The organism is Bradyrhizobium sp. KB893862 SZCCT0404, assembly GCF_018130885.1.
In the GTDB taxonomy this organism is placed as follows: domain Bacteria; phylum Pseudomonadota; class Alphaproteobacteria; order Rhizobiales; family Xanthobacteraceae; genus Bradyrhizobium; species Bradyrhizobium stylosanthis.
The window spans coordinates 225541-243522 of record NZ_JAFCLT010000010.1; the positions used below are offsets into that span (position 1 = coordinate 225541).

General features: G+C 65.6%; 17 protein-coding genes. 11 read left to right on the top strand and 6 right to left on the bottom strand.

Going from position 1 to position 17982, the window contains the following annotated elements; all coding sequences use genetic code 11:
* Positions 1 to 112 precede the first annotated feature (112 nt).
* Positions 113 to 1186: a tartrate dehydrogenase gene (locus JQ617_RS32880; RefSeq protein ID WP_212030000.1), complete on the top strand. Its 1074-nt coding sequence runs from the start codon at positions 113 to 115 to the stop codon at positions 1184 to 1186.
* A 132-nt stretch (positions 1187 to 1318) separates the two neighbouring features.
* On the opposite strand, the gene JQ617_RS32885 is transcribed toward JQ617_RS32880, so the two are convergent.
* From JQ617_RS32885 to JQ617_RS32905, 5 genes are all read right to left on the bottom strand, one after another.
* Positions 1319 to 1960: a suppressor of fused domain protein gene (locus JQ617_RS32885; RefSeq protein WP_212030001.1), complete on the bottom strand. Its 642-nt coding sequence runs from the start codon at positions 1958 to 1960 to the stop codon at positions 1319 to 1321.
* Between the two features lie 147 nt (positions 1961 to 2107).
* Positions 2108 to 3181, bottom strand: coding sequence for a malate/lactate/ureidoglycolate dehydrogenase (locus tag JQ617_RS32890; RefSeq protein ID WP_212030002.1), 1074 nt, complete (start codon positions 3179 to 3181; stop codon positions 2108 to 2110).
* 11 nt (positions 3182 to 3192) lie between these two features.
* A complete protein-coding gene (locus tag JQ617_RS32895; RefSeq protein ID WP_212030003.1) occupies positions 3193 to 4104 on the bottom strand; it encodes an NAD(P)-dependent oxidoreductase in 912 nt (303 codons plus the stop codon).
* 12 nt (positions 4105 to 4116) lie between these two features.
* On the bottom strand, positions 4117 to 5367 hold the full coding sequence (locus JQ617_RS32900; RefSeq protein ID WP_212030004.1) for a Zn-dependent hydrolase: 1251 nt from the start codon (positions 5365 to 5367) through the stop codon (positions 4117 to 4119).
* Positions 5368 to 5490: 123 nt separating this feature from the next.
* Positions 5491 to 6408: a LysR family transcriptional regulator gene (locus tag JQ617_RS32905; protein WP_212030005.1), complete on the bottom strand. Its 918-nt coding sequence runs from the start codon at positions 6406 to 6408 to the stop codon at positions 5491 to 5493.
* Positions 6409 to 6527: 119 nt separating this feature from the next.
* Here JQ617_RS32905 and JQ617_RS32910 point away from each other — a divergent pair, with 119 nt between their 5' ends.
* From JQ617_RS32910 to JQ617_RS32935, 6 genes are all read left to right on the top strand, one after another.
* Positions 6528 to 7343 carry a putative hydro-lyase gene (locus JQ617_RS32910; protein WP_212030006.1) on the top strand — a complete coding sequence of 272 codons (816 nt, stop codon included), beginning with the start codon at positions 6528 to 6530 and terminating at the stop codon, positions 7341 to 7343.
* An 89-nt stretch (positions 7344 to 7432) separates the two neighbouring features.
* A complete protein-coding gene (locus JQ617_RS32915) occupies positions 7433 to 8677 on the top strand; it encodes an ABC transporter substrate-binding protein (RefSeq protein WP_212030007.1) in 1245 nt (414 codons plus the stop codon).
* Between the two features lie 196 nt (positions 8678 to 8873).
* Positions 8874 to 9707, top strand: a complete 834-nt coding sequence (locus tag JQ617_RS32920; protein ID WP_232995254.1) for a branched-chain amino acid ABC transporter permease — start codon at positions 8874 to 8876, stop codon at positions 9705 to 9707.
* On the top strand, positions 9707 to 10690 hold the full coding sequence (locus JQ617_RS32925; RefSeq protein ID WP_212030008.1) for a branched-chain amino acid ABC transporter permease: 984 nt from the start codon (positions 9707 to 9709) through the stop codon (positions 10688 to 10690). Before JQ617_RS32920 ends, JQ617_RS32925 begins: the two co-directional genes overlap by 1 nt.
* On the top strand, positions 10687 to 11418 hold the full coding sequence (locus JQ617_RS32930; RefSeq protein ID WP_212030009.1) for an ABC transporter ATP-binding protein: 732 nt from the start codon (positions 10687 to 10689) through the stop codon (positions 11416 to 11418). Before JQ617_RS32925 ends, JQ617_RS32930 begins: the two co-directional genes overlap by 4 nt.
* The gene (locus tag JQ617_RS32935; RefSeq protein WP_145663667.1) at positions 11402 to 12106 is read left to right on the top strand and encodes an ABC transporter ATP-binding protein; all 705 of its coding nucleotides are present in this window, start codon (positions 11402 to 11404) and stop codon (positions 12104 to 12106) included. The genes JQ617_RS32930 and JQ617_RS32935 overlap by 17 nt, the downstream gene beginning before the upstream one ends.
* Before the next feature lie 189 nt (positions 12107 to 12295).
* Here the strand turns inward: JQ617_RS32935 and otnC are convergent, their stop codons facing one another.
* On the bottom strand, positions 12296 to 12982 hold the full coding sequence (otnC, locus tag JQ617_RS32940) for a 3-oxo-tetronate 4-phosphate decarboxylase (protein ID WP_212030010.1): 687 nt from the start codon (positions 12980 to 12982) through the stop codon (positions 12296 to 12298).
* A 102-nt stretch (positions 12983 to 13084) separates the two neighbouring features.
* Between otnC and ltnD the strand changes: the two genes are divergently transcribed.
* From ltnD to JQ617_RS32960, 4 genes are all read left to right on the top strand, one after another.
* Positions 13085 to 14002: an L-threonate dehydrogenase gene (gene ltnD, locus JQ617_RS32945; RefSeq protein ID WP_212030011.1), complete on the top strand. Its 918-nt coding sequence runs from the start codon at positions 13085 to 13087 to the stop codon at positions 14000 to 14002.
* A 16-nt stretch (positions 14003 to 14018) separates the two neighbouring features.
* Positions 14019 to 14801, top strand: coding sequence for a 2-oxo-tetronate isomerase (gene otnI / locus JQ617_RS32950; protein WP_145663663.1), 783 nt, complete (start codon positions 14019 to 14021; stop codon positions 14799 to 14801).
* Entirely contained in the window at positions 14798 to 16072 is a 1275-nt protein-coding gene (gene otnK / locus JQ617_RS32955) for a 3-oxo-tetronate kinase (RefSeq protein WP_212030012.1), read from the top strand. Before otnI ends, otnK begins: the two co-directional genes overlap by 4 nt.
* Positions 16073 to 16238: 166 nt before the next feature.
* Positions 16239 to 17930, top strand: coding sequence for a methyl-accepting chemotaxis protein (locus JQ617_RS32960; RefSeq protein ID WP_212030013.1), 1692 nt, complete (start codon positions 16239 to 16241; stop codon positions 17928 to 17930).
* The last annotated feature ends 52 nt before the right edge of the window (positions 17931 to 17982 follow it).

Below are 17982 nucleotides of genomic sequence, written 5' to 3' on the forward strand. Positions count from 1 at the left end.
CTCGGCCGCGCCATGGTCAACATTGCAGTGCAGCGTTGCGCTGCCCGCGACTTTGGTCCATTGCAGTGCGATCAAAGCGCGGCGGCTGCCGGACCAACCAAGGACGTTCTCGATGAGCAAGAAACAATATCGGATCGCGGTCATTCCCGGCGACGGCATCGGCAAGGAAGTCATGCCGGAGGGCCTGCGCGTCCTGGAGGCGGCGGCGAAGAAGCATGGCGTCTCCGTGCATTTCGACCATTTCGACTTCTCGTCATGGGACTATTACGAGAAGCACGGCCAGATGATGCCCGATGACTGGAAGGACAAGATCGGCAAGCACGACGCGATCTATTTCGGCGCCGTGGGCTGGCCGGCCAAGATTCCGGATCACGTCTCGCTGTGGGGCTCGCTGATCAAGTTTCGCCGCGAGTTCGACCAGTATGTGAATTTGCGTCCGGTGCGGTTGATGCCCGGCGTGCCGTCGCCGCTCGCGAACCGCAAGCCCGGCGACATCGATTTCTGGGTGGTGCGCGAGAACACCGAAGGTGAATATTCCTCGGTCGGCGGCCGCATGTTCCCGGACACCGACCGCGAGTTCGTCACCCAGCAGACCGTGATGACCCGCACCGGTGTCGATCGCATCCTGAAGTTCGCCTTCGAGCTCGCACAGTCGCGGCCGAAGAAGCACCTGACCTCGGCGACCAAGTCGAACGGCATCTCCATCACCATGCCCTATTGGGACGAGCGCGTGGAGGCGATGGCCAAGAAGTTTCCGGGTGTGAAGTGGGACAAGTACCACATCGACATCCTGACGGCGAACTTCGTGCTGCATCCGGACTGGTTCGACGTCGTGGTCGGCTCGAACCTGTTCGGCGACATCCTCTCCGACCTCGGCCCGGCCTGCACCGGCACCATCGGCATCGCGCCGTCGGGCAACATCAACCCCGAGGGCGATTTCCCATCGGTGTTCGAGCCGGTGCACGGCTCGGCGCCTGATATCGCGGGGCAGGGCATCGCCAACCCGATCGGCGCGATCTGGTCGGGTGCGATGATGCTCGAGCATCTCGGCGAGAAGGAAGCCGGCAAGTCGATCGTCGATGCGATCGAGCGCACGCTCGCCGAACGCACGCTGCGCACCAAGGATCTCGGCGGCAACGCCGACACCACCGCCTGCGGCAAGGCGGTCGCGGATATGGTGGATTGAGGAGGAGCAAACGCTGCGTAGGGTGGGTTAGCTGGCGACTGCGCGAAGCGCAGCCGCCGGCGTAACCCACCTCTTCTGTCTCTGCGGATGCGAACAGTGGTGGGTTACGCCTCCGGCTAACCCACCCCACGATTACACATACGACTTCCGTGCCGGATCGAAGATCGGCGGATAGTCATTGTCATCGAGCAGGTCGAGAAACGGATCGAGCCCCCTGGATTTGATCAGCGCGAGCTCCTGATGCGAGATCAGGTTCACGGTCAGGATCTCCACGGGATCGCCCGCGATCTCCAGCGCCTCGGCGATCTCCTTGTCGGGGCCGATGACCGGCGTCAGAAACAGGAATGTCTGGAAGTCCGTGCCCGCCACCGGCGGCCTCGGCAGCGCGACTCGATGGCCGAAGCCGAACCAGGTCGTGTCGATGAACGGTAAATTGGCGAGCCAGCGCAGATTGTCGCAGACATCCGGCGTCGGCTTGCGGACGTACCACATCAGCTCGGCGCGGTGCTTGGCATCTCCACGTACTCCCGGCATCCGCTGCTCGCTCATGCCGTTGGTCAGGAGCACGTAGCCTTCGTCGGATCCCTCCTGGCACACCGGCACGAAATCGCGACCGAAGGCGTGGATGTCGATGCGGCGCTCGGCGATGTCGGGGAAGCTGTACTCGGTCTCGCCAAGCTCGCTCTCATAGACGTCGAGCCGATGACGGTAGAGGTCGACGGCCTGGGGCAGCGCGCTGGAGCCGGAGACGAGCTTTGCGAGACGGGAGAACATGTGAACCTCTGAGGCGGTGTGGACCGGGATATCCGCGTTGTCGCAAGACAACGCGGGCCGGTTCAAATCCGTCCCGCGGGTGCGCTGATGTTTCGCCGTAGTCCAGACTCCCGTGCGCGATTGTACAGTCGCGCCGGGAGCTATCGATCAGCCCGCGATCTTCTCGATCGCCGCCTGATCCAGCCCGAACTTCTTCCCCGCCTCGAGAATCTCCTGCCAGGTGGTCGGATCGACCGGAATGCCTTCGGCGAGGCGCTTCTTCTTGGTCTCGCGCTCGGGCTCGCCCGCGATCTTGACCTTCTCTACGCCCGGACCGGGAGGCGAGCCGGTATGCCAGGCCACAAAACTCTCGACCTCGCCCGCGAGGTTTTCGCCGGTGCCGAGCTTGCCCGGATCGATGACGATCGAGAGCATGCCGTTGAGGACGTTGTACTTGCCGTCGGACGGACCCTTGACCACCTGCCCGCCGGAGAGCGCGCCGCCGAGGATCTCGCACACCAGCGCGAGCCCCGAGCCCTTGTGCTCGCCGAACGGCAGGATGGCGCCGTGCGGCGGGATCACGGTGTAGCGCGGATTGGTGGTCGGCTTGCCTTCATTGTCGATGATGGTGCCGGGCTCGAGCTCGACGCTCTTGTTGTGGGCGACGCGGGTCTTGCCTTGCGCGATCCGGCTGGTGGCGAAGTCGAGCACGATCGGATCCTTGCCCCGGCGCGGAATGCCGACGCAGAACGGGTTGGTGCCGTGGCGCGCATCGCTGCCGCCCCAGGGCGCCACGATCGGGCGCGAGATCACGTTGACGAAATGGATCGAGACCAGGCCGTGGTCGATGCACTGCTCGGCCCAGTGGCCGATGCGGCCGATATGGTGCGAGTTGGAGAGGCCGACGAGGCACACGCCGTTTTTCTTGGCGCGCTCGGCCGCCAGCTCCATCGCTTCATGGCCGATCACCTGGCCATAGCCGGTGACGCCGTCGAGGGTGAGAAGCGGGCCGGTATCGAGCACGGTCTTGACGTGCGCGTTCACGGCGAGGCCGCCGTTCACGACGCTCTGGGCGTAGCGCGGGATCATGCCGACGCCGTGCGAGTCGTGGCCTTTGAGATTGGCTTCGACGAGATTGGTGGAGACGAGCTCGGCTTCACGGTCCGAGGAGCCGCCGGCCTTGACGATGGCGCGGATGGCGTTGGTGAGCGGCTCTGCCTTGAAGGTGCGATAGTCGGCCATTGTTGTTGCTCTTATCCTTTCACGATCCGGCGGCAGTGGATCCATGCCGCTTCAATCAGGTTCTCGCTTGCTTCCGGCGTCCGGAATGCCGAATGCGCCGACAGTGTCACGTTCGGAATCTTCGTCAGGGGGTGATCCGCGGGCAGCGGCTCGATGTTGAAGACATCGAGGCCGGCGTGGCGAATGTGGCCCGACTTCAGCGCGTCGATCATGGCGGCTTCGTCGACGATCGCGGCGCGGGCGGTGTTGACGAGGATGACGCCGGGCTTCATCGCAAAGATCTTCTCGCGCGTGATCATGCCGCGCGTCTCGTCGTTGAGCAGCAGGTGCAGCGACACGACGTCGCTCTTCGCCAGCACCGTGTCCAGATCGGTAAACTCGACACTCGGGTGGCTCTTCGGCGAGCGGTTCCAGGCGATCACCTTCATGCCCGAGCCGGACGCGATGCGCGCGACCTCGGCGGCGATGCCGCCGAAGCCGATCAGGCCGAGCGTCTTGCCGGTGAGCTGCATGCCGTCTTCGCGCAGCCAGCTGCCGGCACGCATCTCGCGGTCCATCATCGCGATGACGCGGGCCGAGGCCCACATCAGTGCGATCGCGGATTCCGCCACGGCGGTGTCGCCATAGCCCTTGATCAGATGCACGGAGATGCCGAGCTCGGCAAGCTCCTCCGGGTTCATGTAGCTGCGCGCGCCTGTGCCGAGGAACACGACGTGCTTCAGCCCGGTGCACTTCTTCGCCACCTCGGTCGGCAGCGCGGTGTGATCGACGATCGCGATCTCGGCGCCGTCGAGAATCTCCGGATATTGCTCGGGCTTGATATCGGGATCCCGGTGGATCCGCACCTTGGGATCACCGGATTTCTCCAGCCGCTCCATGATCACGGCGAGGGCTTCGTTGGCGTCGACGAAAACTCCGCGCATGGCTTTCTCCGGTCAGGATGCGACGCCGGCGATCGCCAGCACGGTATGCATGAGCACGTTGGTGCCCGCGGCGCAGTCGGGCTGCGTGGCATCCTCCAGCTCGTTGTGGCTGATGCCGTCCTTGCAGGGCACGAACACCATCGCCGCCGGGATGACGGTGTTGAGGTTGCAGGCATCGTGGCCGGCGCCGGAGGTGATGCGGCGGGAGGAATAGCCGAGCGTCTTCGCGGCGTTCTCGACCGCTGCGATCAGCTTGGGATCGAAATGCGTCGGCGGCTTGCGCCAGACGAGATCGACCTTCACGTCGACCTTGCGGCGCGCGGCGATCTCGGCAATCGCGGCACGCAGGTCACGATCGAGCGCGTCCATGATCGCGCCGTCGGCGCTGCGGCAGTCCATGGTGAAGGCGATCTCGCCGGGAATGACGTTGCGCGAGGGATTTGTGATCACGGCTTCGCCGATGGTGCCGACCGCGTTGGGGCCGAGCTTCTTCGCAATGGCTTCCATTGCCAGCACGATCTCGGACAATGTCGCCAGCGCATCGCGCCGCAGCGGCATCGGCGTCGAGCCTGCATGACTTTCGAACCCGGAGATCTTGCCGTCGTACCAGAGTACGCCCTGGCCGGAATCGACCACGCCGATGGTCTTGCCCTCGGCCTCCAGGATCGGGCCCTGCTCGATGTGCAGCTCGACGAAGCAGCCGAGCTTCTGGAAGCCGACCGGCTTGTCGCCGCGATAGCCGATGCTGTCGAGCGCCTGGCCGACGGTCGTGCCGTCGATATCCTTGCGCGACAGGATGTCGTCGGTGGTGAAATCGCCGACATAGGCGGCGGAGGCCATCATCGCCGGTGCGAAGCGCGAGCCTTCCTCGTTGGTCCAGTTGACCACGCAGATCGGCGCATCGGTCTCGATCCCGGCGTCGTTCAGCGTGCGGATCACTTCCAGCGCGCCGAGCGTTCCCAGGATGCCGTCATACTTGCCGCCGGTCGGCTGGGTGTCGAGATGCGAGCCGATGCCGACGGGCAGCTTCGACATGTCGCGGCCCTTGCGCAGGCCGAACTGCGAGCCGAGTGCGTCCGTGTGCACCTCGAGGCCGGCGTCCTCGCACGCCTTGCGGAACCAGTCGCGCACCTGCTTGTCTTCGTTGCTCAGCGTCAGCCGTCGCACGCCGCCCTTGGCCGTCGCGCCGAATTGCGCGGTCTCGTGGATGGAGCCCCAGAGGCGGGCGGAATCGATTTGCAGGTTGGTGGCGGCTCGGCTCATGCGGTCGTTTTCCATTTGTCGCTGTCATTCCGGGGCGCCCGAAGGGCGAACCCGGAATCTCGAGATTCCGGGTTCGATGCTATCGCATCGCCCCGGAATGACGGGAGAAAGTCCGGCCCTTTTTCAATGACCCGCCAGCGCGGGCGCGTCAACCGCGAGGCTGCTCTGCGCAATCTGCCGTGCAAGCTCGGCGACGCGCTCGACGGCGACGACGTCGGGGGAGGCGAGCCAGCTCGCCGTGAACGTCAGCGGCGCGATGGCGAGCTCGGTATCGAGCAGTTGCAGTCGCCCGTCGGCGAGCTCGTTCTCGACGATGGCGTCGGGGATCACGGCGATGCCGAGGCCTTCGACCGCCATGTGGATGACGGTGGCCAGCGACGCGGAAGCGTGCAGCCGGATCGGCGGCAGCTCGGGCCGGTCGAACACCTCGCGCACGACCTCGTAAGGCTTGGTCTTGCGCGGGAAGGTGATGATCGGAAACCGCGCCAGCTCGGCCGGCGTCACCGGACCCTTGCCGAGGCCGAGCGAGGGACTTGCGAGGAATCCGATCGGATAGTCGGCAAGCACGCGGTTGTGCACGCCGGAGGCGGACAGCGGTCCCACCACGAACGCAAGCTCGATCTCCTGCGCGAGCAGCCGCGCGGAGAGGTTCGGCGTGATGTCGACCTCGATCTCCAGCGACAGGTTCGGATAGATCTCGTTCACGCTCTTCACGAGGCGCGGCAGCCAGGTGTGCACGATGGTCTCGGCGACGCCGAGCCGCATCACGCCGCGCATGGCGGAGCGGTCGCCGATCTCAGCCATCATCTGTGCGCGCAGGCCGATCAGCTTCTCCGCATAGACCATCATCTGCCGTCCGCTCGGTGTCGGCGAAGCGACGCGATGATCCCGGTTGAGCAGCTTGACGCCCATCTCGCGTTCGAGCTGGGCGATGCGCTGGGAGATCGCCGGCTGGGTCGTATTGAGCCGTGCCGCGGCGCCGCGGAAGCTGCCGAGCTTCACAACCCAGAGGAAGGTTTCGATCGACCTGAAGTCCAGCATTGGAAGGATTTTCCCGATCGATAAAACCAATTTATCGATATCGATTAGAAAGGAAGATTAGACTTTATAGCACGCTTGGTGTTGGCTGTCTTTGTCGAGTTTATAGGCAGGTCAATCAGATGACTGTTTTGGTGGCAGCGCAGCAAACTGAAACGCCCGACACGCTTTCGAGCCGCCAGGCCCGGCTCGATTATCGCGCCGGCAAGGTGGGCTCCACGGCCGGGGTCGCCCCCGGCTTCGTCCAGGGCAATCTCGCGATCCTGCCGGCGGAATACGCCGGCGCCTTTCACCGCTTCTGCCAGCTCAATCCGAAACCGTGCCCGATCATCGGCATGTCCGACGTCGGCAGCCCGCACATCCCCGCGCTTGGCGCCGATCTCGACATCCGCACCGACGTGCCGCGCTACCGCGTCTGGCGCGACGGCGAAGTCGTCGACGAGCCGACCGACGTGACGAAATATTGGCGCGACGATCTCGTGACCTTCGTGCTCGGCTGCTCGTTCTCCTTCGAAGAGGCGCTGCTCGACGAGGGCATGCCGATCCGCCACATCGAGCAGGACGTGCGGGTGCCGATGTACCGCACCAACATCGCGTGCGGCGAGGCCGGCCCGTTCGCCGGTCCCATGGTGGTGTCGATGCGCCCGTTCAAGCCGGCCGATGCGATCCGCGCTGTGCAGATCACCTCGCGTTATCCGGCCGTGCACGGCGCGCCCGTGCATCTCGGCCATCCGCATCTCATCGGCATCAAGGACATCGCCAAGCCCGACTACGGCGACCCGGTGCCGGTTGCCGATGACGAGATCCCGGTGTTCTGGGCCTGCGGCGTGACGCCGCAATCGGTCATCAACGCCGCAAAGCTCCCGTTCGCGATCACGCATTCGCCCGGCCTGATGCTGGTGACGGATCTGAAGAACAGGACCATGGCCGTGATTTAGTGGGCAGCGTTTGCTGCTTCTTCGGGCTTTACCGCATCCATCAATCGCTTCATTCGATCAGCCGGAATTCCGTAACAGAGGACTTTGCCATGACGATCTCTCGCCGCGACGTGTTGCTGGGTGCCACCGCCACAGCAGCGCTGGTGCCGCTCGCTGCACGCGCCCAGACCACCGAGGTCGTGATTGGCGTGATCTATCCGTTCTCCGGCGGCAGCGCGCAGCAGGGCGTCGACGCGCAGAAGGCCTATGAGACCGCGCTCGAAGTCATCAACAAGGACACCGACTTCGATCTGCCGCTGGCCAAGGGCGAAGGCCTGCCGGGGCTCGGCGGCGCCAAGGTGCGCCTCGTGTTCGCCGATCACCAGGCCGATCCGCAGAAGGGCCGCGCCGAAGCCGAGCGCCTGATCACGCAGGAGAAGGTCTCCGCGATCATCGGCACCTATCAGAGCGCCGTCGCCGTCACCGTCAGCCAGATCTGCGAACGCTACCAGATCCCGTTCGTCTCTGCCGACAACTCCTCGCCGAGCCTGCATCGCCGCGGCCTCAAATATTACTTCCGCGCCGCGCCGCACGACGAGATGTACTCGGCCGCGATGTTCGACTTCTTCGATGCCATGAAGAAGAAGGGCACCAAGATCGAGACGCTGTCGCTGTTCCACGAGGACACCATCTTCGGCACCGACTCCGGCAATGCCCAGGCCAAGATCGCCGGCGAGCGCGGCTACAAGATCGTCACCGACATCAAGTATCGCGCCAACTCGCCCTCGCTCTCGGCCGAGGTGCAGCAGCTCAAGACCGCCAATGCCGACGTGCTGATGCCCTCGAGCTACACCACCGACGGCATCCTGCTGGTCAAGACCATGGCCGAGCTCGGCTACAAGCCGAACGCGATCGTGGCGCAGGACGCCGGCTTCTCCGAGAAGGCGCTCTATGACGCCGTCGGCGACAAGCTCGAAGGCGTGATCTCGCGCGGCACCTTCTCGCTCGACCTCGCGCAGAAGCGCCCGATGGTCGGCAAGATCAACGAGATGTTCAAGGCGCGCTCGGGCAAGGACTTCAACGATCTCACCTCGCGCCAGTTCATGGGCCTGATCATCCTCGCCGACGCCATCAGCCGCGCCAAGTCGGCCGACGGCGAGAAGATCCGCGATGCGCTCGCGGCGACCGACATCCCGGGCGAGCAGACCATCATGCCCTGGAAGCGCGTCAAGTTCGACGAGGCGGGCCAGAACAACGATGCCGATCCGGTGCTGCTGCAATATGTCGGCGGCAAGTTCGTCACCATCTTCCCGCCGCAGGCCGCGATCGCCGAGGCGATCTGGCCGATGAAGTAAGACTGGGACGCGGGAGCTCAGATGGAGCTCCCGCCCTCATCCTGAGGAGCGGGCGGAGCCCGCGTCTCGAAGGACGAGGGCTGGGCCATCCTTCGAGACGCGCGCTCGTGCGCGCTCCTCGGGATGAGGACGTATTTCGGGGGACAGACTTTTGACAGCCCAAGCCATTATCCAGAGTCTCGCGAGCGGCCTGCTCATGGGCCTGCTCTACGGATTGATCGCAGTCGGCCTCGCGCTGATCTTCGGCCTGATGGACGTCACGAACTTCGCCCATGGCGAGTTCCTGATGATCGCGATGTACCTGTCCTTCTTCCTGTTCGCGTTCTTCGCGATCGACCCCTTGCTGTCGGCGCCTCTGGTCGCGGCGGCGCTCTTCGTCTTCGGAGCGGTGATCTACCTGCTCCTTGTGCGCTTCGCCATGCGGGCCAAGGCCAATGCCGGCATGGTGCAGATCTTCACCACTTTCGGCCTCGCCATCGTCATGCGCGGCCTCGCGCAGTACTTCTTCACGCCTGATTATCGCAGCATTCCGCAGTCCTGGCTCGGCGGCAAGACCATCTCGATTGCCGGCATCTTCCTGCCGGAGCCGCAACTGGTCGGCGCGCTGGTCTCGATCCTCGCCTTCGTAGGTCTCTATTTCTTCATCCACCGCACCGACTTCGGCCGTGCGATCGAAGCCACCCGCGAAGATCCGGGCGCGGTCGCGCTCGTCGGCATCGACAAGAACCGCGTGTTCGCGTTCGGCTGGGGCCTCGGCGCCGCGCTGGTCGGCCTCGCCGGCGCGATCATGGCGGTGTTCTTCTACATCTATCCTGACGTCGGCGCGTCCTTTGCCTTGATCGCCTACGTCACCGTGGCGCTCGGCGGCTTCGGCAGCGTGTTCGGCGCCTTTGCCGGCGGCATCATCGTCGGTCTCGTCGAAGCGGTCACCGCGCTGGTGCTGCCGCCGTCGCTGAAATCGGTCGGCATCTACGCGGTCTATCTGCTGGTCGTTTTCATCCGGCCGCGCGGCCTGTTCGGATCGATCTGATGGACAAGGATTTTGCAGCGCGGCGCCGCCGCGACCTCATCATCGCCGCGGTGCTCGCCGCGATTGCGGCGCTGACGCCCTTGTTCGTGAAGGACGTCGTCGTCCAGAACATCATGATCCTGACGCTGATGTATGCGGGACTGTCGCAGAGCTGGAACATCCTGTCGGGCTATTGCGGGCAGATCTCGCTCGGCCACGCGCTCTATTTCGGCCTCGGCGCCTACACCACCGAGCTGCTGTTCACCAAGTTCGGCGTGCTGCCCTGGTTCGGCATGCTGGCGGGCGGCGCGGTGTCGGCGCTGATCGCGATGGGGCTCGGCTATCCCTTCTTCCGCCTGCGTGGCCATTACTTCGTGATCGCCACCATCGTTATCGCCGAGATCGGCCTGCTGCTGTTCCACAACTGGGAATGGGCAGGCGCCGCGATGGGCATCACCATTCCGATCCGCGGCGACAGCTGGCTGAAATTCCAGTTCCTGCGCACCAAGCTGCCGTACTTCTATTTCGCACTGGCGCTGTGCTGCCTTGCCTGGTTCGTGACCTGGTGGCTGGAAAACTCCAAATGGGGATTCTGGTGGCGGGCGGTCAAGGACAATCCCGAGGCGGCCGAGAGCCTCGGTGTCGACGTGTTCAACTCCAAGATGGGCGCGGCTGCGGTCTCCGCCTTCCTGGTTGCCGTCGGCGGCAGCTTCTATGCCCAGTTCGTCTCCTACATCGATCCCGAAAGTGTCATGGGCTTCCAGTTTTCGCTGCTGATGGCGCTGCCCGCCGTGCTCGGCGGCATCGGCACCCTGTGGGGCCCGGTGCTCGGCGCCGCCATCCTGATCCCGCTGACCGAGCTGACGCGCTTCAAGTTCGGCGGCTCGGGGCGTGGCGTCGACCTCATCGTCTACGGCACGCTGATCGTCATGATCTCGCTGGCCTTGCCGCGGGGACTGCTCAGCCTGTTCTCCCGCCCGAAGAAGACGGGAGCCGCACGATGACCGCGCTGCTTGAAACCCGCGGCGTCTGGCAGCGCTTCGGCGGCCTCGTCGCCAACAGCGACGTCTCGATCTCGGTCGGCCGCGGCGAGATTGTCGGCCTGATCGGGCCGAACGGCGCCGGCAAGTCGACGCTATTCAACCTGATCGCCGGCGTGCTGCCGCCGACGCAAGGCTCGATCATCTTCGACGGCGAGGACGTCACCAATCTGCCGGCGGCCGCGCGCTGCCAGCGCGGGGTGGGGCGCACCTTCCAGGTCGTCAAGAGCTTCGAGACCATGAAGGTCATCGACAACGTCATCGTCGGCGCGCTGGTGCGCAACACGGTGATGCGCGAGGCGCGCCGCAAGGCGCATGAGGTGCTGGAATTCACCGGCCTTGCCGCCCGCGCCGACGTGCTCGCCAGCGATCTCGTGCCGGCCGAGAAGCGCCGCCTCGAAGTCGCCCGCGCGCTCGCGACCGAGCCGAAGCTGTTGCTGCTCGACGAAGTCCTCACCGGCCTCACGCCGACCGAGGCGCAGACCGGTGTCGCGCTGGTGCGCAAGGTGCGCGATGCCGGCATCACCGTGCTGATGGTCGAGCACGTCATGGAGATCGTGATGCCGCTGGTCGACCGCGCCATCGTGCTCGATCTCGGCAAGGTGCTGGTCGAGGGCAAGCCCGCCGACGTCGTCCGCGATCCCAAGGTGATCAAGGCATATCTGGGAGATCGTCATGCTGTCGGTGCGTGAAGTCACCACCGCCTATCAGGGCCTGGTCGCGATCTCCGCGGTCTCGATCGAGGTCGAGAAGGGCGAGATCGTCTGCGTCGCCGGCGCCAACGGTGCGGGCAAGTCGACGTTGCTGAAATCCATCGCCGGTGCCGAGCGTCCGCGCTCGGGCTCCGTGACGTTCGACGGCAAGCGCCTCGACGGCATGGCGCAGCACCACATCACCGCCACCGGCATCGCCTATGTCCCGGAGAACCGCCGCCTGTTTCCGCGCCTGTCGGTGCGCGACAATCTTCGCCTCGGCAGCTATCTTTTCCGCGGTGAAGCGGAACGCGAGAAACCGCTCGATCTCGTCTTCAGCCTGTTTCCGCGCCTGTCCGAACGCCTGGAGCAGCGCGCCGAGACGCTGTCCGGCGGCGAGCAGCAGATGCTGGCGATCGGCCGCGCGCTGATGACGCGCCCGCGCCTCTTGATGCTCGACGAGCCGTCCCAGGGCATCATGCCGAAACTGGTCGACGAGATCTTCCAGGCCGTGAAGCGCATCCGCGACGCCGGCATGACCGTGCTGATCGTCGAGCAGCGCATGGCCGAGTGCCTGGAGATCGCCGACCGCGCCTACATCCTGCAAACCGGCCGCGTGCTGATGCAGGGCCCGGCAGCCGAGATCAAGGGCAATCCGGACGTGCGCAAGGCGTATCTGGGGCTGTGATGCTGCCGTAGCCCGGATGAGCGAAGCGACATCCGGGGCAGGTGGTCCCGCATATCGCTTCGCTCATGCGGGCGACAGGTGGGGCCACAACCGCCGCCATTGCGAGCGCAGCGAAGCAATCCAGACTGCCGCCGAGGAAAGACTCTGGATTGCTTCGCTGCGCTCGCAATGACGAGGTTAGAGCCGGGCTCAATGCCCGTGCCCGTGCTCCGGCAGCGTCACCCCGAATACCTTCACCAGATCCTTCACCTGTTCCGGCGACAGATAGCGCGGGTTCAGCCCGCGCAGCAGCAGGTACAGCTTCGCCGTCTCCTCCAGCTCTTCGGTCGCGAACACCGCGGCTTCCAGCGTGTCGCCCGCGACCACCGGGCCGTGATTGGCGAGCAGCACGGACGAGTATTTTCCGGCCAGTCCCTTGATCGCATCCGCCACCGCGGGATCGCCGGGGCGGTAATAGGGGACGAGCGCGGTGGCGCCGCATTTCATCAGGTAATAGGCCGTCATCGGCGGCAACGCGGCGCGCGGATCGATCTCGGGCAGCATCGAGAGCGCGACCGAATGCGTGGAGTGCAGGTGCACGATCGCGCGTGCGCTGCCGCGCGTGTCGTAGAGCGCGGTATGCAGCGGAACTTCCTTGGTCGGGGCATCGCCCGACACCAGCCGGCCCTGATCGTCCAGCCGCGACAGCTTTGCCGGATCGAGGAAGCCGAGCGAGGCGTTGGTCGGCGTCACCAGCCAGCCGCCGCCGTCCAGCCTGACGCTGATATTGCCGGAGGAGCCGGGCGTCAGCCCGCGCTCGAACAGGGACCGTCCGAAGCGGCAGATATCCTCGCGCAGCCTTGTCTCGTTGCTCGTTTCGGTTTTCATGGCCGTCATGTCTGCTTGTCTCACGCTTTGGCAGCGCGGCCAAGCCGTGTTATGCGGTTGCCAAGCTGCCGCAAAGGGCGGCCATTCGGGAAACGTTCAAGGGTCAGTTGCATGTCCGCCTCCAGCTCACAGAACCAGCGTATCGCCGTCGTCGGGCTCGGCTCGATGGGATTTGGCATGGCGACCTCGCTGAAGCGCGCCGGCCATGCCGTCACCGGCTGCGATGTCTCGGCTGACGCGGTGGCGCGGTTCGTGAAGGACGGGGGCGCGGGCGCCAGGACGCCGGCCGAGGCGGCCAGGAATGCCGACATCGTCGTCAGCGTCGTCGTCAATGCCGCGCAGACCGAGGCGATCCTGTTCGGCAAGGACGGCGCGGCCGAGACCATGCCGAAGGACAGCGTGTTCATCTCCTCCGCCACCATGGACCCGGACGTGGCGCGGCGCCTCGCCAAGCAGCTCGAGGCGACCGGCCGGCATTATCTGGATGCGCCGATCTCCGGCGGTGCGCAGCGCGCAGCCCAGGGCGAGCTGACGATCCTTGCCTCCGGCAGCGCGGCCGCCTTCGCAAAGGCGCGGCCGGCGCTCGATGCCATGGCGGCAAAGCTCTACGAGCTCGGCGATGCCGCCGGGCAGGGCGCCGCGTTCAAGATGATCAACCAGCTTCTCGCCGGCGTGCACATTGCCGCTGCGTCGGAAGCGATGGCGTTCGCGGCCAAGCAGGGCCTCGACATCCGCAAGGTCTACGAGGTGATCACGGCCTCCGCGGGCAATTCCTGGATGTTCGAGAACCGCATGCCGCACGTGCTCGACGGCGACTACACGCCGCGCAGCGCGGTCGAGATCTTCGTCAAGGACCTCGGCATCATCCAGGACATGGCGCGCAGCGCCAGATTTCCCGTGCCGGTCTCGGCCGCCGCGCTCCAGATGTTCCTGATGACGGCGGCCGCCGGCATGGGCCGCGATGACGATGCCTCGGTGGCGCGCATGTATGCGCAGGTCACCGGCGTCGAGCTGCCCGGCGACAAGTAGAGCCAGGAGGATTCCCATGCCCCGTTTCGCCGCCAACCTCTCGATGATGTTCACCGAGGTCCCGTTCCTCGATCGCTTCGATGCCGCCGCGCAGGCCGGCTTCACCGCCGTCGAGTTTCTCTTTCCCTACGAGCATCCCGCCGAGACGGTCGGGGAGCGGCTCAAGCGCAACGGCCTGACCCAGGCGCTGTTCAACCTGCCGCCGGGCGACTGGAATGCCGGTGAGAAGGGTTTTGCCGCGCTGCCCGCGCGCTTCAACGAGCTCAAGGCGAGCCTCGAGACCGCGCTGCCCTATGCCAAGGCAACCGGCGTCAAGCGGTTGCACCTGATGGCCGGCATTGCCAATCGCGGCGAGCGCGTCGCGATCGAGGCCTTCTACAAATCGGTGACCTGGGCTGCGGAGTTCTTCGCGCCCCACGGCATCGACATCGTGCTGGAGCCGATCAATGCGCGCAACGTGCCCGGCTATTTCCTCAACGATTTCGGTTTCGCCCGCGACCTGATCCAGGAGCTGCGGCTGCCGAACCTCAAGCTGCAGTTCGACATCTATCACTGCGGAATCATCCATGGCGACGTCACCATGCGGCTGCGCGAGATGATGCCGATCATCGGCCACATCCAGATCGCCAGCATCCCCTCGCGCAACGAGCCCGACGGCGAGGAGCTGAATTATCCGTTCCTGTTCGAAGAGCTCGACCGGCTCGGCTATGCCGGCTTCGTCGGCTGCGAATACAATCCGCGCGGCAAGACCACCGATGGCCTCGCCTGGTTCAAGCCTTATGCGGGAGTGAAGCCGTGACCCTTGCTCTGGGCTGCATCGCCGACGACTACACCGGCGCCTCCGATCTCGCCAACACGCTGACGCGCGCGGGCCTGCGCACGGTGCAGACCATCGGCATCCCCGCCGACGATCTGGCGCTGCCCGAGGTCGACGCCGTCGTGGTGTCCCTGAAGAGCCGGTCGATCGAGGCCGGCCTTGCGGTCTCGCGCTCGCGCGCGGCAGACAAATGGCTGCGTGGCCGCGGCGCGAGCCACGTGCTGTTCAAGATCTGCTCGACCTTCGATTCGACCGACGCCGGCAACATCGGCCCCGTCATGGACGCGCTGCGCGCCGATTGCGGCGAGGCGAACGTGCTGGTGACGCCGGCCTTCCCGGAGACCGGCCGCACCGTCTATCAGGGCAACCTCTTCGTCGGCGCGGTGCCGCTCAACGAGAGCCCGCTGAAGGACCATCCGCTCAACCCGATGCACGATTCCAACCTGGTCCGCGTGCTGGCGCGCCAGAGCAGGACGCAGATCGGCCTCGTCGACCTCGCCACCGTCACCCGCGGCGCGGATGCCGTGCGGGCGCAGCTGGCGGGGCTCGCCGCCAACGGCATTGGCGCTGCGATCATCGACGCCGTCTTTGACCACGATCTCGAGACCATCGGTCTCGTCGCCGCCGAGCACCGGCTGTCGGTCGGGGCCTCCGGCATGGGACTTGGGCTGGCGCGGGCGCTGGTGTCCAGCGGCAAGGTCAGATCGGCCGCAGCCAGCGGAGAGGCCGGCGCGGCCGTCGGCGGACCGGCGGCCTGCCTTGCCGGAAGCTGCTCGCAGGCGACGCTCAGGCAGATCGCCAGCGCCGAAAAAGTCATGCCGGTGCTCCATCTCGACCCGGACCGTATTCTTACGGGAGGAGGCGAGGCGCAGCGCGCGCTGGACTGGGCAAAGCCGCGACTCGCTGAAGGACCGGTGCTGATCGCATCGAGCTCGACGCCCGATCAGGTCACCGCGCTCCAGGCCCGTCACGGCCGTGACGCGGCCGGGCATGCCATCGAGCAGACGATGGCCGACATCGCCCAAGGCCTTGTAAAATCAGGCGTGCGGCGTTTGGTCGTCGCCGGCGGCGAGACGTCCGGCGCCGTCGTCGATCGATTGAAGATTCCCGGCTTTCTCGTAGGGGTGGAAATCGCCGCGGGCGTCCCGGTGCTGCGCGCGGTCGGTGTTGAAGGCGATATGCTGCTCGCGCTGAAGTCCGGAAATTTTGGCGGCGCGGAGTTTTTCTCGGACGCGCTTGGGCTCATGCGCTGAACGCAGGGCATTCTTAGCCCCTCATTCATCTCTTTCGGCTTCGGTACGTGTGCGGAGTCGTAGTTAACAACTGCCCAGTCGCTTTGTTGTTGGATGCCGGCGTCGCAACTTTTGGTTGATCAACCATTTCCGGACGCGCCGCCGCGCCAACGCAAAGAGACCGCTCATGTTCGCCAAGATTTCCATCCGCGCCAAGATCATCAGTGTCGTGGCGTTCCTGTTGGTCGCGATGGCCGGCATGGGCATCCTCGCCGTCATGAAGATGCGGTCGATGAATGCCAACACCACCGACATCACCACGAGCTGGATGCCGAGCGTGCGGGTGCTGGGCGAGCTCAGGGCCTCCGTCATCACCTACCGCAACGTGGTCCGTCAGCACATGCTGTCCGAGACGCTCGAGGAGAAGCTCGCGAACGAGAAGACCGCGGGCACGGTGAACGAGGCGCTCGCCAAGGCCCGCAAGAACTACGAGCCGATGATCACCTCTCCCGAGGAGCGGCGGCTGTACAACGAATGGGCCAAGCTCTGGGAAGAGTACAAGAAGGGCACCGAAGAGGTGATGGCGCTGTCGCGCAAGGAGGCCGGCAAGGTCCCGCATGAGGCGCAGGAGCTGAACACCAAGACGGTCAACAAGATCGGTCTTGCCTCGGATGAGGTCCTGACGAAGGACATCGAGCTCAACACCAAGGGCGGCGACCAGGCCGCGCAGGATGCAGCGGACAGCTATTCCTTCGCCTTCATGCTGGTCTCGATCATCCTCGGCGCCGCCATCCTCGCCGGTATCGGCATCAGCTTCTATCTCGTCCAGGACGTCTCGAAGGGCATCAACTCGATCATCGAGCCGATGCAGGCGCTGGGTCGGGGCGACCTCTCGGCCGAAGTGCCGCATCGCGGCGAGAAGACCGAGATCGGCGCCATGGCCGACGTGCTCCAGATCTTCAAGGAGGCGCTGATCGCCAAGAAGGCCGCCGACGAGGCCGCCGCGGCCGATGCCGAGGCCAAGATCGAGCGCGGCCGCCGCGTCGACAACATCACCCGCGAGTTCGAAACGATGATCGGCGAGATCGTCCAGACCGTTTCGTCGGCTTCGACCCAGTTGGAGGCTTCCGCTTCGACCCTGACCTCGACCGCCGACCGCTCGCAGCGGCTGGCGACCACGGTTGCGGGCGCTTCCGAGGAAGCCTCGACCAACGTGCAGTCGGTGGCCTCGGCCACCGAGGAGATGGCCTCGTCCGTCGGCGAGATCAGCCGTCAGGTCCAGGAATCGGCCCGGATGGCAGGCGATGCCGTCGGCCAGGCCCGTGCCACCACCGAGCGCGTCAGCGAGCTCTCCAAGGCGGCCTCCCGCATCGGCGACGTCGTCGAGCTGATCAACACCATCGCCGGCCAGACCAATCTCCTGGCACTGAACGCGACCATCGAGGCCGCGCGCGCGGGTGAAGCGGGTCGCGGCTTCGCCGTCGTCGCTTCCGAGGTGAAGGCGCTTGCCGAGCAGACCGCGAAGGCGACCGGCGAGATCGGCCAGCAGATCTCCGGCATCCAGGCGGCGACCAACGATTCGGTCGGCGCCATCAAGGAAATCTCCTCGACCATCGAGCGCCTGTCGGAAATCTCCTCGGCGATCGCCGCGGCCGTGGAAGAGCAGGGCGCGGCGACGCAGGAGATCGCCCGCAACGTGCAGCAGGCGGCGCAGGGCACCCAGCAGGTCTCCTCCAACATCACCGACGTGCAGCGCGGCGCGACCGAGACCGGCACCGCCTCCTCGCAGGTCCTGTCGGCGGCGCAGATGCTGTCGAACGACTCGAGCCGGCTGAAGACTGAAGTCAGCAAGTTCCTGACCAACGTCCGCGCTGCGTAAGCTGCGCCGACAGGCATCCATTGACGAAAGGGCGGCGCGCCAAGCGCCGCCC

Bases quoted from the DNA above. Each gene is read 5' to 3' on its own strand.
- JQ617_RS32885 (WP_212030001.1), bottom strand. From the start codon at position 1,960: ATGTTCTCCCGTCTCGCAAAGCTCGTCTCCGGCTCCAGCGCGCTGCCC.
- JQ617_RS32915 (WP_212030007.1), top strand. From the start codon at position 7,433: ATGACGATCTCTCGCCGCGACGTGTTGCTGGGTGCCACCGCCACAGCA.
- JQ617_RS32920 (WP_232995254.1), top strand. From the start codon at position 8,874: ATGGGCCTGCTCTACGGATTGATCGCAGTCGGCCTCGCGCTGATCTTC.
- otnC (WP_212030010.1), bottom strand. From the start codon at position 12,982: ATGACGGCCATGAAAACCGAAACGAGCAACGAGACAAGGCTGCGCGAG.
- JQ617_RS32895 (WP_212030003.1), bottom strand. From the start codon at position 4,104: ATGCGCGGAGTTTTCGTCGACGCCAACGAAGCCCTCGCCGTGATCATG.
- otnI (WP_145663663.1), top strand. From the start codon at position 14,019: ATGCCCCGTTTCGCCGCCAACCTCTCGATGATGTTCACCGAGGTCCCG.
- JQ617_RS32930 (WP_212030009.1), top strand. From the start codon at position 10,687: ATGACCGCGCTGCTTGAAACCCGCGGCGTCTGGCAGCGCTTCGGCGGC.
- JQ617_RS32925 (WP_212030008.1), top strand. From the start codon at position 9,707: ATGGACAAGGATTTTGCAGCGCGGCGCCGCCGCGACCTCATCATCGCC.
- JQ617_RS32905 (WP_212030005.1), bottom strand. From the start codon at position 6,408: ATGCTGGACTTCAGGTCGATCGAAACCTTCCTCTGGGTTGTGAAGCTC.
- JQ617_RS32935 (WP_145663667.1), top strand. From the start codon at position 11,402: ATGCTGTCGGTGCGTGAAGTCACCACCGCCTATCAGGGCCTGGTCGCG.
- JQ617_RS32880 (WP_212030000.1), top strand. From the start codon at position 113: ATGAGCAAGAAACAATATCGGATCGCGGTCATTCCCGGCGACGGCATC.
- JQ617_RS32900 (WP_212030004.1), bottom strand. From the start codon at position 5,367: ATGAGCCGAGCCGCCACCAACCTGCAAATCGATTCCGCCCGCCTCTGG.
- JQ617_RS32890 (WP_212030002.1), bottom strand. From the start codon at position 3,181: ATGGCCGACTATCGCACCTTCAAGGCAGAGCCGCTCACCAACGCCATC.
- JQ617_RS32960 (WP_212030013.1), top strand. From the start codon at position 16,239: ATGTTCGCCAAGATTTCCATCCGCGCCAAGATCATCAGTGTCGTGGCG.
- JQ617_RS32910 (WP_212030006.1), top strand. From the start codon at position 6,528: ATGACTGTTTTGGTGGCAGCGCAGCAAACTGAAACGCCCGACACGCTT.
- ltnD (WP_212030011.1), top strand. From the start codon at position 13,085: ATGTCCGCCTCCAGCTCACAGAACCAGCGTATCGCCGTCGTCGGGCTC.